This is a genomic window from Microbulbifer mixtoriginis (SeqCode), from assembly GCF_052468275.1.
The window spans coordinates 4,040,548-4,054,469 of the sequence record NZ_CP174341.1 but is presented as its reverse complement, the minus strand read 5'-3'; the positions used below and the strand labels follow the sequence as shown (position 1 = coordinate 4,054,469).

15 protein-coding genes are annotated in these 13,922 nt (G+C 47.8%); 7 read left to right on the top strand and 8 right to left on the bottom strand.

Annotated elements, in window-relative coordinates; genetic code table 11:
- Positions 1-304: 304 nt before the first annotated feature.
- From ACJJIC_RS17785 to dinB, 4 genes are all read right to left on the bottom strand, one after another.
- Positions 305-853, bottom strand: a complete 549-nt coding sequence (locus tag ACJJIC_RS17785; protein ID WP_445357540.1) for a hypothetical protein — start codon at positions 851-853, stop codon at positions 305-307.
- Positions 854-924: 71 nt separating this feature from the next.
- Positions 925-1,374 (bottom strand): hypothetical protein, encoded by a 450-nt coding sequence (locus ACJJIC_RS17780; RefSeq protein WP_444909064.1) that lies wholly within the window; start codon positions 1,372-1,374, stop codon positions 925-927.
- Positions 1,375-1,387: 13 nt separating this feature from the next.
- Positions 1,388-1,909 (bottom strand): RNA polymerase sigma factor, encoded by a 522-nt coding sequence (locus tag ACJJIC_RS17775; RefSeq protein WP_444909065.1) that lies wholly within the window; start codon positions 1,907-1,909, stop codon positions 1,388-1,390.
- A gap of 445 nt (positions 1,910-2,354) precedes the next feature.
- A complete protein-coding gene (gene dinB, locus ACJJIC_RS17770; protein WP_445357539.1) occupies positions 2,355-3,434 on the bottom strand; it encodes a DNA polymerase IV in 1,080 nt (359 codons plus the stop codon).
- 85 nt (positions 3,435-3,519) lie between these two features.
- Here dinB and ACJJIC_RS17765 point away from each other — a divergent pair, with 85 nt between their 5' ends.
- On the top strand, positions 3,520-4,062 hold the full coding sequence (locus ACJJIC_RS17765) for a carboxymuconolactone decarboxylase family protein (protein ID WP_252085114.1): 543 nt from the start codon (positions 3,520-3,522) through the stop codon (positions 4,060-4,062).
- Between the two features lie 44 nt (positions 4,063-4,106).
- Here ACJJIC_RS17765 and ACJJIC_RS17760 read toward each other — a convergent pair whose 3' ends face one another.
- The 4 genes from ACJJIC_RS17760 to mutS all read right to left on the bottom strand — a co-directional run bounded on the left by ACJJIC_RS17760 (position 4,107) and on the right by mutS (position 8,222).
- Positions 4,107-4,274, bottom strand: a complete 168-nt coding sequence (locus tag ACJJIC_RS17760) for a DUF1328 domain-containing protein (RefSeq protein WP_252085115.1) — start codon at positions 4,272-4,274, stop codon at positions 4,107-4,109.
- Between the two features lie 91 nt (positions 4,275-4,365).
- A complete protein-coding gene (locus tag ACJJIC_RS17755) occupies positions 4,366-5,034 on the bottom strand; it encodes a polysaccharide deacetylase family protein (RefSeq protein ID WP_444938615.1) in 669 nt (222 codons plus the stop codon).
- A 66-nt stretch (positions 5,035-5,100) separates the two neighbouring features.
- Positions 5,101-5,424 carry a ferredoxin FdxA gene (fdxA, locus tag ACJJIC_RS17750; RefSeq protein ID WP_252085117.1) on the bottom strand — a complete coding sequence of 108 codons (324 nt, stop codon included), beginning with the start codon at positions 5,422-5,424 and terminating at the stop codon, positions 5,101-5,103.
- Between the two features lie 137 nt (positions 5,425-5,561).
- Positions 5,562-8,222, bottom strand: coding sequence for a DNA mismatch repair protein MutS (gene mutS, locus ACJJIC_RS17745; RefSeq protein WP_445357538.1), 2,661 nt, complete (start codon positions 8,220-8,222; stop codon positions 5,562-5,564).
- 832 nt (positions 8,223-9,054) lie between these two features.
- On the opposite strand from mutS, the gene ACJJIC_RS17740 reads away from it, so the two are divergent.
- The 6 genes from ACJJIC_RS17740 to ACJJIC_RS17715 all read left to right on the top strand — a co-directional run bounded on the left by ACJJIC_RS17740 (position 9,055) and on the right by ACJJIC_RS17715 (position 13,101).
- On the top strand, positions 9,055-9,564 hold the full coding sequence (locus ACJJIC_RS17740; RefSeq protein ID WP_444909077.1) for a hypothetical protein: 510 nt from the start codon (positions 9,055-9,057) through the stop codon (positions 9,562-9,564).
- Positions 9,565-10,155: 591 nt separating this feature from the next.
- Positions 10,156-10,632 carry an SMI1/KNR4 family protein gene (locus ACJJIC_RS17735; RefSeq protein WP_444909078.1) on the top strand — a complete coding sequence of 159 codons (477 nt, stop codon included), beginning with the start codon at positions 10,156-10,158 and terminating at the stop codon, positions 10,630-10,632.
- Between the two features lie 146 nt (positions 10,633-10,778).
- Positions 10,779-11,276: a hypothetical protein gene (locus ACJJIC_RS17730; protein ID WP_444909079.1), complete on the top strand. Its 498-nt coding sequence runs from the start codon at positions 10,779-10,781 to the stop codon at positions 11,274-11,276.
- A 171-nt stretch (positions 11,277-11,447) separates the two neighbouring features.
- Positions 11,448-12,074, top strand: a complete 627-nt coding sequence (locus tag ACJJIC_RS17725) for a hypothetical protein (protein WP_445357537.1) — start codon at positions 11,448-11,450, stop codon at positions 12,072-12,074.
- A 63-nt stretch (positions 12,075-12,137) separates the two neighbouring features.
- Positions 12,138-12,677 carry a class I SAM-dependent methyltransferase gene (locus ACJJIC_RS17720; protein ID WP_444909081.1) on the top strand — a complete coding sequence of 180 codons (540 nt, stop codon included), beginning with the start codon at positions 12,138-12,140 and terminating at the stop codon, positions 12,675-12,677.
- Between the two features lie 148 nt (positions 12,678-12,825).
- Positions 12,826-13,101, top strand: a complete 276-nt coding sequence (locus ACJJIC_RS17715; protein ID WP_444909082.1) for a hypothetical protein — start codon at positions 12,826-12,828, stop codon at positions 13,099-13,101.
- Positions 13,102-13,922 lie beyond the last annotated feature (821 nt).

Below are 13,922 nucleotides of genomic sequence, written 5' to 3'. Positions count from 1 at the left end.
TAATTTCTAAAAAGAATATGGGAAGTCTTAAATACGCTGGGAGAGACTCTGTAAGAAGATTAGAGATTGCTCAGTAATGCATTAACCGGTTTGCTCAGTGAACCATGGGTAAACCATTTATTGATACAAGCCCAGAAGCAGCCAAGAAACCGGTTTGGGAGTGGATGGTTGAAATTAAGTGATTGCTTGTGCTGAAAAAACTGCTGGGGTTTATGAGTAGGTTATCCTTCCGTTCTCTCTCTAGAGTTTTATGGGTAAAGAATTTTTGTTGCTACTTTTTATCACTGCCTTTGAGTTTAAGAAGTCAGAGCGAAGCAAGAGATTGACGCACGATATTTAAATGGGAAACCGGCATCCCTTTTCTAAAGAATGCACCGGTAAAGTCAATTTCTTGAACTTTGATAAAGTTAGAGACTAGTGGGCTTCCCCAGTAGGGATTTGTTCCCCACCAGCCATATCGACCAGCGCTTCTGGGGTTTCTCTGCAGAAAATTGATCGCTTGCTGAACATTGTCATATCTGAGATAAAAAATTCTATTATCGAAGACACTATGTGCATCGAAGATTATCAGGTGGTTTAGGGATATGCCTTTGCGACCGAGTAAATTGGCCAGGTTGATGGCCGTGGTTCCCCCACGGCTGTAGCCAAGCAGTAATAAGTGCTTCTGCTGTAGAGATGCCCCCACTAGAAAATCCCGGGCTCTACTTTTTTCAGTTGGACCGAACATGGCCCCGTCCATTTCGGTTACCCAAGCCCTCAAAGCTTGGTTATCACCGGCATTGGAGCCACCCGCGCCATAGATGCCCACCACGGCCAGCTCACTCTTTGTAACTTTATTGTTTATAAGTGTCATTTTGCACTGCAACGACACTGATGCTTAAGTGTAGAAATAGACGTAGCACACTGGTAAGAGAGCTACTGTTTCTATGGCAGAATCCGACAGCGTTTCTGCGCTGCCTTACGCAGTTCTCGGGGTAAGACCGGTTCCGCAATATTATTTTGTTGTTGGCGCCATTCTTGGCAAAGAGCAACATAGTTTTCGGCACTAACCTGGCTGCGTAATGTCTGCCATGGGTCTTCCTTTACTTCAGGTTCTGGCCGAGGAGGTTGCCACTGGGCAATTTCCTGAGTGGTTAGTTGAATCTCATTATTCTGAGTCATAGCGGGGGTTCGGGCACCAAGGTGCTGTGCCGGATGTACCAACATTAAAAAAGCGGTCACCAAAGCGCAACTCAGGGAGGCTCCGGATAAGATTCGGCCTATATCCTTTTTCGGTTGATAGCCTTTTGCCTGTAATAAGATTCCACTGTCTAACTTTTGCGGTGAGGTAAAAGCTGACGCCTCTTCGCGGTATTGGTGCTCCCAGTTACTCATGCTTCTACCTCAATCACTCTTTTATGGCCTCCACTTGCCAGGGTTTTGCTTGAGATCCGTAGATCAGGGTTTCAATTTGTTGTCGAGCCAACTGGTAATACTCTCGACATTTTTTCAGTGAAATACGCTCTATATCCGCTACTGAGGCCAGGGAGAGTTTGCACTCCATATGCAGTAGTAATACGTTGCGCTGAAGCTTGGGGAGTTTTTGAATAGCTGCGACAACCTTACTCTCACTGGTTAATGCCTCAGATCGTGTAGTGCTGTCTACATGTTCCCGCAGAGCTTTGTTGACTTGAATAAACAGCCAGTTTCTAAATAGCCGGCCATGAAGTTGCGGAGGGTTCTGTAAGATATTTTCCCACAGGGCCTGTAGCAACTGTGTGGTTGAAGAGGGTGCCATTTGTACGCAGTAGCGATAGAGAGCGTCTTTGTGGCGGTTATACAGTGGCTCAAATACAGCAAGACTGCGTTTCTCCCGGTAATGCTCGAGCAGTTTTTCATCAGAAAATTGTTTGAATGCTTTGCGAGACAAAGTGTTGTGCCTCCGTACGCAGTGAACCCGAAAGCCAGAGGTGGCTTAGGTCTGGATTTATGCGTCGTTGATCATAAAAATTGTAGTCGGTTTAGACATTAAATTTTTTATCCAAGTGAACGACTTTGGATGCCTCTTGCTTTTAGATCGGCCCAAGTTCTCTTGGCCTGCGAAGTATAGATGCCCCTGCTTAGCCAGGGCTTACAGAGGGTAACGGGTAACGCCATAACTTGATGAACGGTCGTTTGGCGCTTTAAACCTTTTTCTGAGGGGTAATTGGCGCGCAATGACTTTTTTTGACTCAAAAATTCTCTTAATAAAGAGTGTTTTCTTTAAAATTGTCGATGTTCGCTTTGTTTGAAAATATGACAGAAAAAATGCGACCGATTCTGCGGGGGCAGGGCAAACTATTTATAAAAAATAATTTGCTTGAGAAGTCTCCCGGTTAGTGATGTGTCGGCGAATCCGGCAGTGGTAGAGGCAGTTGTAAGGGACCGTGTTCGGCGCGCAGATCTGTTAGTCTCAGACCTACGCCAAGCAGGCGAATGGGAGTCGATCGTTTATCCCAGCATTCCTGCAGTAACTGGCGAAATTCAGAAATTCGACCTGCGCGACTATTGCGTTCATGAGTACTCTGGGAAAAGTCAGCATATTTTACCTTTACGGTGGCGCCATTAACTTCATAGCGATCGCCGAGTTTTTCCAGGCGTTCCAGCAGTCGCGTATACAGGTGAGTCATTTCCTCCAACCATTCGTTAAACTCACAGAGATCCTTGTTAAAGGTGCGCTCCACACTGACACTCTTGCGAGAGCCATCTCCACTCACTGGGCGATCGTCGATGCCGCGGCTCAGTTCATAGAGACGGCGCCCAAACTTCCCAAAGGTTTTACTCAACTCCACCTGGGAATAGCGCCTGAGGTCGGCACAGGTGTGAATTCCTTGGCGGTGCATTTTCTCTGCTGTTACTCGGCCCACACCATGGATTTTGTTCACCGGTAAACGCAATACGAATTGATCTACTTCCTCTGGCGTGATTACCGTGAGTCCATCGGGTTTACGCCAGTCACTGGCGATCTTGGCCAGGAACTTGTTTGGGGCGACGCCGGCTGAGATCGTAATACCAAGGGTCTCTCTCACTCTTTGGCGGATCTCCTCCGCCATTAATGTAGCGCTACCGTGGCAGCGCCCACTATTACTGACATCTAGAAAAGCCTCATCCAGCGATAGGGGCTCAATATCATCACAGTAATCGAGGAAAATTTCGCGGATCTGCTGACTGACTTCACGGTATTTGGCCATGTTGCCGGGTACTACAATCAAGTCAGGGCAGAGTTTTTTGGCCTGGGCGGTTGGCATGGCGGAGCGCACGCCGTAACTGCGAGCTTCATAATTGCATGTAGAGATTACCCCGCGGCGGTCACTGCTACCACCTACGGCGAGTGGGCGCCCGCGAAGATTGGGATCGTCTCGCATTTCGACCGAAGCGTAAAAACAATCACAGTCGCAGTGGATAATCTTTTTCATGCTGTGATTATATACAGTGTATTATGGCGCCAGGAAGTTATTTCTGCCATTAGACAGAGCCGGTTTGACAACGGATAGGTGAACGATGAGTAGCATTCCTTTAGTGGAGACCCCTGATTCAGATGAAGCCATCAGGGTATTTGCAGAAATTCAGGATGAGCTGGGTGGGATTCCCAGCCTGTTTAGGATTTATGCCCACCACCAAGGACTGCTGCTAGCTAATTGGCAGAAGTTCAAGGCAGTGATGTTACACGGCTGTCTTTCCGCCCAGCTGAAGGAGGCTATTGGCTTGGCGGTCTCTGCGGATAATCACTGCGACTATGGCATTTACCACCACAGTACCTCCCTGCAAATGCTCGGGGTAACCCCCGATGAAGTCATGCGTATTCGCACAGACCCAAAGAATGTGCACTTTTCCGAGAAGGAGCATGCACTGTTTGACCTAGCTCGCAACGCCAATACATCCCCAGACGATCACCGGCAGCACCTGATCGCTGAGGCACGCAAGCTGGGAGCGGGGGATGATGAGTTATTGGAAGCCTTGGGGGTTATGGAGCTGGTGCTGGGCTTCAACCACCTGGCAGAAGTGCTGGACCTGGTACCAACCAGAACGCCCCACCAAAAATAACCCCGGTGAATTACCGGGGTAAAATCTTGTATAGCGCAAGGGTACTACTTGGGTGGCCGGCCCCTGCCAAAAATCAATGTCAGGACAAAAAGCACAATAAAGATGAAGAAGAGGATTTTAGCGATTTCTGTCGCTGTGGTGGCGATACCACTGAAACCGAAAAATGCGGCTATCAGTGCAATAACCAGGAAAATGATGGCCCAACGTAGCATGGTGGTCTCCAGTTAAGATAGAGGGAACCGGTTGCAAAACTTTGGGGGGCAGACTCCCAACCTCTTAATTGGTAGTGAATGGAGTCGCTAATTACAAATTTCTATCACCGCCAGTATCTGTGACCTTATCGAGGCTAACAAAGTAAAACCCTTGTTTCGTGGCCTGTGCATGGATGAGAGGCAGTGCTGCTGTCACCTCCTCACCATGCGCATACATTGGGTGCAGCATCACCACGCTGCGGTCTTTGGCATTCTGAACTATGTAGTCGGCGATGAGCTCGGGCCTGCTCATATCCACATGCAGGTGAGGCTGAAGGTCCCATTGAGCCAACTCGAAGTTTTGTGCAGCCAAAAGGCTGCCAAGTTCTTCAGAGATACGGCCAAAAGGGGGCAGGATCGCCGGTTTTTCTCGATAGCTATGATGCTGTAAAAGCAGACAGGTCTTTTTAATCTCTGCTTTGGCACTACTCAAAGGTAGATTTGCCAAGTCGACATAGGAGTAACCGTGACTTCCCACCTGGTGGCCGGCACGCACTATGGCGTGTGTTTGATTGGGATAACGCTCCATATCCTTGCCAACCAGAAAGAAAGTTGCGGGTATTTGCAGGGCTTCAAGCTGGTGTAACAGGGATTCGGTTATGCCCGGCACAGGCCCGCCACTAAAAGCCAGGGCAATACGTTTTTTCTCTTTGGGTTCTGCCAGTACTGCCAGAGACAGGCATAGGAAAATGCTCGATACCGTAAATATTATTATTCTCATTTAATGCGGCAATTTTATCTGGACCAGAAAAGAAAAAAGCCGTCAGAGACGGCTTTTTGTGCTTTGCTATCGCTCGAGAAGGTCGAGCTTGCCTTTCTTGCCATCCCACTCTTCGGCATCGGGTAGCGGGTCTTTTTTCTCGGTGATATTTGGCCAAACCTCGGCGAGTTCGGCATTCAACTCGATGTATTCCTGTTGATCATCGGGCACTTCGTCCTCAGAGAAAATCGCATTGGCGGGGCACTCCGGCTCGCACAGGGCGCAGTCGATACACTCGTCGGGATGGATCACTAGAAAGTTAGGGCCTTCGTAAAAACAGTCTACCGGGCAAACCTCTACACAGTCGGTGTATTTGCACTTAATGCAGTTTTCCCCAATTACGAATGTCATGATTGTCCCTCAATAGTGCACTGATTCTTTCGTGCACGGATTCTATCAATTACTGGCGCGAATTGTAGTGGCTTTTCAGTCGATTTAGTTCACTGTTTATAACAAGTTGCACTGGGCGACAATTGCCGCCCAGCCTTTTACTTCAATAACTTGCGTAAAGCATAGAGCGCTTCCAGGGCCTGGCGCGGGGTCAGATCGTCTGGGTCCAGCTCCTCCAGCGCGTCCACTGCCGGGTGGCTGGGACTGCCGAACAGATCGACCTGTTGGGGAGAATCAGCTTGAGTTGGTGCTGAGAGCACTGGCGCTATAGTCGTTTCCGTTGCCTGCTCAGGTGCTTGAGTGGACTTGGGAGTCACTACGGGTACATCTACTGACTGGGCGCCGGCCTCCAAGGCCGCCAAGCGAGTACGGGCCTCTGTGAGTACATCGGCGGGAATCCCCGCCAACTTGGCCACTTGTAAACCGTAACTTTTGGAGGCGGGTCCCTCCTGAATGCGATGCAGGAAGACGATGCCCTCACCGTGCTCTGTGGCGTCCAAGTGGATGTTGGCTGCTTCGGCACATTGATTGGGTAGATCGGTCAGCTCGAAGTAATGGGTGGCGAACAAGGTGAAGGCGCGCACTTCTCCGGCCAGGTAATGAGCGCAGGCCCAAGCCAGGGAAAGACCATCATAGGTACTGGTGCCGCGGCCGATTTCATCCATCAGTACCAGGCTGTGTTCACTGGCATTGCGCAGGATATTAGCGGTCTCGGTCATTTCCACCATAAAGGTGGAGCGGCCACCGGCCAGGTCATCGGCACTGCCGATACGGGTAAAGATGCGATCCAGCAGACCGATCTGGGCGCTGTCTGCTGGGACATAGCTGCCGCAGTGCGCCAGCAGGGCAATCAGCGCAGTCTGGCGCATATAGGTAGATTTACCACCCATATTCGGGCCGGTAATGACCAGCATACGGCGATCGTCGCGCAGCTCGATATCGTTGGCGACAAAGGGTTCGTCCAATACCTGTTCCACCACCGGGTGACGTCCACCGGTGATATGCAGGCCAGGATCGGTGCCCAGCTCAGGGCGGCACAGGCGCAGGTTGTCGGCACGTTCAGCCAAGCAGGCCAGAACATCCAATTCAGAAATACCAGCCGCAGCGGCTTGCAGCTCAGCCAGAGACTCATTCAGTTGATTAATCAGCGCCTCATAGAGGGCCTTCTCTCGCGCCAGGGCGCGGCTTTTGGCTGAAAGTGCCTTGTCTTCGAACTCTTTTAATTCGGGAGTAATAAAGCGTTCGGCATTCTTCAGGGTTTGGCGGCGGATATATTCCGCCGGTGCCTTGTCACTCTGTCCACGGCTGATTTCAATAAAGTAGCCGTGCACCCGGTTGTAACCCACCTTCAATGTGGGGATACCGGTGCGCTCTTTTTCGCGCAGTTCCAGCTGTACCAGGTAATCCCCTGCGTTCTCACTGATAGCGCGCAGCTCATCCAGCTCTTCATCGTAGCCGGTGGCGATTACGCCGCCATCACGTATCACGACAGGCGGATTTTCAATAATCGCTTTTTGCAGCAACTCAACAGTTTCAGGCCATTCACCGATCTGACCGCATAACTCTTTTATTAGAGTGGCATTTGATTCATTTAGCTGCTGTAGGATTTCGGGGAACTGTGCCAGAGACTGACCCAGCCTTGCCAGGTCGCGGGGGCGTGCGGAACGCAGTGCCAGGCGGCCCAGAATGCGCTCCATATCACCCACGGGTTTGAGGGCATCGCGCAGGGGCTCGAAACCATACTCTTCAATCAATGCAGCAATGGCATCCTGGCGGTTGCGCAGGGTAGTGAGCTGGCGCAGCGGGTTGTTCAGCCAGCGGCGCAGCAGGCGACTACCCATGGCGGTTTTACAGCTGTCGAGAACCGACAGCAGGGTATTATCATCGCCGCCATTCAGGTTCAGATCGATTTCCAGATTGCGACGGCTGGCGCCATCCAGGGCCACGGTTTCATCGCCGCTTTCGGTGTGCAGGCCGCGAATGTGTGGCAGCTCAGTGCGCTGGGTATCCCGTGCATATTGCAGCAGGCAGCCAGCGGCCACTATGGCGCCGTGCATATGACTGCAACCAAAGGCTTCCAGGTTCATGGTGCCAAATTGTTGATTGAGCAGGCGCAGGGCGGTTTCCAGCTCGAACTCCCAAGGCGCACGGCGGCGTACACCGGCACGGCGTTCAATTTCCACTGGCAAAGAGAGGTCTTCTGGCGCGAGTAGCTCAGCCGGGTTATGGCGCTGAACCTGCTCGGCCAGGGCTTCCAGAGAATCTGTTTCCTGAACCACAAAACGACCGGTTGCCAGGTCCAGCAGTGCCACGCCAAATACATCGCCCAAGTGCGAAATAGCAGCCAGGAGGTTATCGCGGCGATCGTTGAGAAGTGCCTCGTCCGTGACCGTGCCCGGAGTAACAATACGTACTACCTGGCGCTCAACCGGCCCTTTGCTGGTGGCGGGATCACCGATTTGTTCACAGATGGCAACGGAAACACCAGCTTTAATCAGCCGCGCCAAGTAGCCCTCAGCTGCATGGTAGGGAATACCGGCCATGGGTATAGGCTCACCCCCGGACTTGCCACGCGCAGTAAGAGTGACATCCAACAGCTCAGCTGCCTTCTTGGCATCATCAAAGAACAGCTCGTAAAAGTCCCCCATACGATAGAACACCAGCTCTTGGGGATGCTGGGCCTTGATGCGCATGTATTGCTGCATCATGGGGGTGTGTTCGGGTTTCGCGGCCTTAGTCTTGTTTGCGGTTTTTGGCATTTTTCTCTAAGAAAATCAGTAAGTTACAAAAGTGTTCGCAAACCCCAAGAGCTCCGCAGGAGTGGCGGTCGGCTCAGATTGGGGTAGGGGGCAGGTTTCCTGGGGGCTTAATGAGCAGAAGCGTTCGATCAAATAATGAACGGCAAGCCCAAACCTGATGTTCTTGAAGCATGCAATCGGGGTAGATCTGGACAGAAAGGTCCAGGCCAAAGTTCGAAGAGCTTCTTTATAGGGGGCGCAGAATAGCAGAGTGGAGGACAAACCACTATGGATGGCTTATCAAGCGCTGGAGAGATGGCTATTAGCGACCCTGTGATTTTATGAGAACTTTAATAGAGAAGCGGGATGTTTTGCTTTTGAGGTAAGGGCTTTCACTTTTCTTTGCTCAAAAAAAACTGTTGTTGTTTTTTTCAGGGGAGGTACCCGATTCTTCAAGACCGTGTACTGAGAAAGCCAATTTTCTACGTGGTAGTGCATCCTTCCAGTTAGGACATGTGTGCATAGTAGGTTGGTGAAATACAGTACTGACAGCTAAGCCCTGCTTCGTATATCAGAATTCAAAAGACGCTTCTCCTATTTCTAGGGAAAACTCTATAACTTGTTGATTTTTAACGGATGTGAAAAGTGATATAAAGCAGGGAGAGCGTGGAATTATAAAGACGCTGCTATATATCTACCTGTTTTATTTTGTGACACTCAATGTAGTTCTTTGACTTTACTAGGTTTTTGAGTTGGCTTTGATTGAGGACAGCAGAATTATATAGAAGGGTGATATGTAGACGCTGCTTTTGAATTAACTGTTATGGCTCAGAGTTAACCATTGATGGCTAGTATGAGAAATTCTAAATTATTAATTTTTTCATTGTTTTTGTTGGCCTCTACGGGCTCAAGTTCAGTGAAAGCCTGTTTATTTCCTGAACCTCTTGATTTTGACTACATTGAAAATGCTGACGCAATTTTTATTGGTCATGTATCTAAGTTCATTTATTTTGATAGAAACCCGGTGGCAAAGACGGCTTCATATTCGTTAATTTCTTTTGAGATTGAAAGTTATCTTCTAGGTGATGATAAAGAATATGAGTTGGATGCGTTCTGGCAGGATTACAGTTATATGCCTGAGAATTTCGAGCAAGGTAGATACCTTGTTGCTGTTAAGAGGGAGGCGTTGCCATCAGCTGTGCTGGCGAATCAACCTTATTCTATTGGATCAAAAGCTGTAAAATACAGAATACTACAAGACCCATGCAGGCCCGCTTTTGTTTTAAAGCCAAGTTCAGAAAACTTGCACAAAGTTAATGAAGTAGTGGATGGCATGGGTACAATTGATATCGTTCAGCCATAACAAAGCGCTGCAGCCCGACATCTTACTTTGGGCATATTTTGCGCGGTCGCTGTCGCTCCCATTTTTGCGCATAATATGTCCAAAGTAAGCTGCGGCTGAGCGCGACGTTAGCATTTCGGAGTATAAAGTGAGGGGCATCTTATTAGTTGCAAGCTTCTTGTTGTCGAGCCTATGTATGGGAGAGGAAAATCTTGTGATATCTCTACCTAGTGAGAATATATTTCAAGCTCATGCAGGAGTCTTGTGTAAGAAACAACCTTATTTAAGAATCTGTAAGGGAAACAGTAGGAATATAGGTCCTGCTGAATTCTTCTGTAATCCTAGAAGGTTGGATTGCCAAAATCCGAAGAATTACTTTACGCTCGTTCAATATGTCGCCGAAGAACGGCGAATTGATGTGGGCTGTATTAAAAAACTCGGAAGGCATGAAAAGTACAAAAAAGGAAAACGTTCGGGGTATGCATCTTACAGCCTCAAAGAAAAATGCTAACAAGGCCAAGCAAAATCGTCGCGAAAAGCGCGGCTGGACCTCGCTACCACTCGGCCTTTGTTGGCGGCGTTAAGCGCAGAGAGAGTTTAGGCGACTAGAGAATGAGAGAATTACTCCGACAGATCGGTGAGATGGAAAGCTGCAAGGTATTTCCACCTTCAAGTATTCCCGAAATAGATCTTCCAGATGATCTAAAAGAGTTTTATTCACTCTGCGGTGGTGTGCTTCTATTTGAGGGAAGTGACTATTGGTTCAAGATCTCTTCACCGGAAGAATTAATTCCTGCTAATCCAGATATACTGCCTGAAGGATTTGAGGAAGAAATAACTAAAGATGATATTTCTAACAATTTCTATATCATCGCAAGAAATGGCCCGGAACAAGCAATAAGCATTAATCTGGGAAATCCCCAGTTTGGCTACTGTTACGATAGCTTCTGGGAGCTTCATGCAACAAGTGAATCTCCCATAATCGCATACAGTTTCAAGTCTCTTTTGGAGAGTTTGGTCAAAGGTAAGGGGGCTTATCCTTATTGGCTTAATTCAAATTTTGTTAGTTTGGGGTACTTATATGGCTAGGCGCTTAACAAGGGCCAGCAACGGACTGTCAAACCTGTCACTTTTTGTGCTTTCAGCACAAAAACCGCCAGCTTTGCCAGCCGCTGTGGCCGGCGTTAAGCCAAAGTAAAATGAGATACGTGGAATCAAATTATTGGAGATTAACGGTGCTGGTGCTGTCGGTTACGGCAGTTCTGATTTTCTTCCGATTCCATATTTTTATGACGGTAACTACATTCGAATGCTGGAGTTTTGAGGACGTGTGGGACTACCATCCGGATTCATTGAATCCTTTTTGGATGTATACGGTAGTATTCCTGTTACTTGCTATCTGGTCACTTTTGGAGTTGGGGCTTGGTATAGTTGCAAAAGCCCAGCGATTTATTCCATTTTTTTCGCTCGTTTTGATGCTTTCTGTTCTCTTCGGGCATATGCATTTCTGGCAATCTTTCCAAGTTATGCGTGGAGCAGAAGAGTTTAGTTACTTTACTCTCAAGCTAGTTCACTTTAAGCGGCCTGAGCCAGAAGTAAGGCTTTCAGATTTCCCTCCAAGCTGGCAGGAGTATGTGATCGAAAATAGGTGCGCCAAAGGTTTGGCAATTTCAAATATGTCAGATCAAGAGCGGAAAGAGCTCCATAGCAAGTACCTGGAGCTCTGGGAGTAAGGGCTTAACAAGGCGCAGCAACGGGACGTTGATCTTGCCCCATTTTAACGGACACCAAAGTCAAACAGACGAGGTGTCCGTTAAAATGGGGCAAGATCACTGGTTTTCCGCTGCGCTCCAAACCAGAAGCAAATGCGGGCGTTATACCTCTTCAAACAAAGGAGAACTAAATTGAAAAAAGTCGTTCTTTTTTTCTTGTGCGTGTTTGTAACAGCGTGTTCTGGAACGGGAGGAATTATTGGAGGCCTTATACCAGCGCCAAAGTTTCTAGAAGGAGAGGTCGAAGGTGATATGTATATTGCCGAGGGTTGTGTGTTTCAGGTGGGCTTGCCGCATCCTCCAAGCATTGATGGATATGAGTGGACGTACACAAAGGTTCACGAACACCAGGAAGAAAAGTACACAAAGGTAGTGTTTGGGCCAGCTGCGTTTAATATTAATTATTATCATGTCACATTAGTTAATACTCCTTCTATTGATGATATATCTAAACATTCGGAAGGTCTGTTTAATCAATTAACCAAAATGCAGCCCTATCGGGAGGTTGACACGGCGGAGCAGCTCGTGAACACTGAAATCGAGATTAATGGCAATAAAGGTTTTTACGTAGCCTTCAAAATGGGGCCATCTCAGTGGCTTTTGTGTGGGGTGGTATACCTTAACCAAGGGTACTATGTGGTCGAGGCCGATATTTCTAGGTCCTTTGATGGTATGTATAACCCATCCGAAGAAACTGTAAAAAACAGAGAGTACCAAATTTTCAATCGCTTGTTAGAAACATTCACAAAGCAAGTATAACAAAGCAAGGCACCGGACTCGATTCGCTCTTCGATGCTTGCTGCGTTTTGCACTGAATCTAATATGAAATCTGATTACAAGTGGCTAGACAGCTGGGTAAAAGAGATAAAGGGGAAGTCAGTTCTAGAGCTTGGTGCAGGTACGGGTATAGATACGCAGATTCTTAGATCTATTGCGAGTAAACTGATAGCGACTGACTTGGTGCGAAATGATCCGTTGGATATTGAAGAGCTAGATCATAGCGAGCCATTGCCATATGAATCGAATAGTTTTGAAGTGGTCGTAGCAAGTCTTTGCTTACATTACTTCGATTGGAATAAAACTGAAGAGATAGTATCCGAACTTTATAGGGTATTAACGCCTGGTGGTATGTTAATAGGCCGAGTAAATTCGAAAAATGATACCAATTACGGATCAACTGGTTACCCTAAAGTTGAATCGAACCTCTTCATTGTAAATAATCAAGCTAAGCGTTTCTTCGACAAAGCTGACTTACGTAGGCTCTTCAACAAAAAATGGGATATCTCGTTCTTTGTGGAAAAGACTATAGATCGCTATAGCATGCCGAAAACTATTTTAGAGTTTAGGGCTACCCGTGCATAACAAACGCAAGCAGGTTGCTCCGGCCCTCCGCGGGACACCCAACGCTATGCATCTTTTGTGCAGGTCGCTGCGCTCCCAGTTTTGCACAAAAGGTGCACAGCATTGGTTGTCCCTGTTGCGGGCGTTATGATTCTTAGAGAGCGTTGAAATGAAAATCAAAGTTTTTCTCTGCATTGCAGTACTATTTTTGACCTCATGTAGTACAACTCAAGTACGAGAGACCTCGCGCCTTGACTATAGTGCACTAAAAGTTGGCGAAGCTTCTCAGGAAGATACAATTGCGCTACTTGGGAAGCCTGCTTATATAGACAACAATCCAGATGGTAGAAGCGTGTATATGTATGACACTGCTACGAACGAAATATCCGGATTTATGTTTAATGAAGCGGGGGTTCTCACTAAAATTGTAGTGTATAGAAAGTGAGGAAAAATCATAACAAATCAATCATCGACTCCCCTGCGGGGCTGGACTTTCACTCCGCGGCTTCGCCGCTACGTTCTGGCCCATTATTGAGATGGTCAATTTTTAGATATTTTGTAGTTGCTGCAAGCATCAATCTCTATCTGCGCATGCTTTTCCTGAGAGTTTTCCTACAAGCTAGCACCGCAGTTTCGTTCAAGTGCCTTCGTTTTAAGTCAACAATCCCTGCAAGTCAGTTGCACCATTATGGAGTGCCAATCAGCTAGTTAATTGGTGGGGAAAGTATGGTATTTTTCCCTGTAAATTTATCGGGCAGTGGCCAGCCATAGGTGGCTGGCAGAGAGCAAGTAGGTCGTTCAGTGCGCGCCAGCTATAACCAGGCCAGGCAAGATCGCCCAGCTGGTGGCTGGGCTGGACAGCCTACGCTAAGCTTCGGCTGCCCTTGCTGGTAACGTTATAATTCATGTTGAGAAAATGCCCAAAATGTAATGGAAAAACTGTAAAGGTAAAGATGTTATCTTTCTCAAGTAGAATGCATTGTGATAAATGCTTTTTCCAGTATGAATATACAGCCTTATCTAAGAGGGTAATAGCATTCGGATGGGCGTTTATACCTATCTTTGCTATTTACTTGGGGTTGAGATTTCAAAGTTTACTGGTTTTTGGCTCCTTACTACTAGCGGGTCCGTTTTTAGCTGAGTTTATTTTTGCAAAATACTGCCCACTAAAGCCAGTTAGTGCTAGGGCGTTAAGGAAGAAGCATCGTGGCAAAAGCTTATAACAAACTACTGCACAATCGCCCGCAAAAAGCGCGGGCTGGACTC

Excerpts from the sequence above, each read along its gene's own strand:
- ACJJIC_RS17785 (WP_445357540.1), bottom strand. The coding sequence starts at position 853 with ATGACACTTATAAACAATAAAGTTACAAAGAGTGAGCTGGCCGTGGTG.
- dinB (WP_445357539.1), bottom strand. The coding sequence starts at position 3,434 with ATGAAAAAGATTATCCACTGCGACTGTGATTGTTTTTACGCTTCGGTC.
- ACJJIC_RS17735 (WP_444909078.1), top strand. The coding sequence starts at position 10,156 with ATGAGAGAATTACTCCGACAGATCGGTGAGATGGAAAGCTGCAAGGTA.
- ACJJIC_RS17765 (WP_252085114.1), top strand. The coding sequence starts at position 3,520 with ATGAGTAGCATTCCTTTAGTGGAGACCCCTGATTCAGATGAAGCCATC.
- ACJJIC_RS17760 (WP_252085115.1), bottom strand. The coding sequence starts at position 4,274 with ATGCTACGTTGGGCCATCATTTTCCTGGTTATTGCACTGATAGCCGCA.
- ACJJIC_RS17755 (WP_444938615.1), bottom strand. The coding sequence starts at position 5,034 with ATGAGAATAATAATATTTACGGTATCGAGCATTTTCCTATGCCTGTCT.
- ACJJIC_RS17780 (WP_444909064.1), bottom strand. The coding sequence starts at position 1,374 with ATGAGTAACTGGGAGCACCAATACCGCGAAGAGGCGTCAGCTTTTACC.
- fdxA (WP_252085117.1), bottom strand. The coding sequence starts at position 5,424 with ATGACATTCGTAATTGGGGAAAACTGCATTAAGTGCAAATACACCGAC.
- ACJJIC_RS17715 (WP_444909082.1), top strand. The coding sequence starts at position 12,826 with ATGAAAATCAAAGTTTTTCTCTGCATTGCAGTACTATTTTTGACCTCA.
- ACJJIC_RS17740 (WP_444909077.1), top strand. The coding sequence starts at position 9,055 with ATGAGAAATTCTAAATTATTAATTTTTTCATTGTTTTTGTTGGCCTCT.
- mutS (WP_445357538.1), bottom strand. The coding sequence starts at position 8,222 with ATGCCAAAAACCGCAAACAAGACTAAGGCCGCGAAACCCGAACACACC.
- ACJJIC_RS17720 (WP_444909081.1), top strand. The coding sequence starts at position 12,138 with ATGAAATCTGATTACAAGTGGCTAGACAGCTGGGTAAAAGAGATAAAG.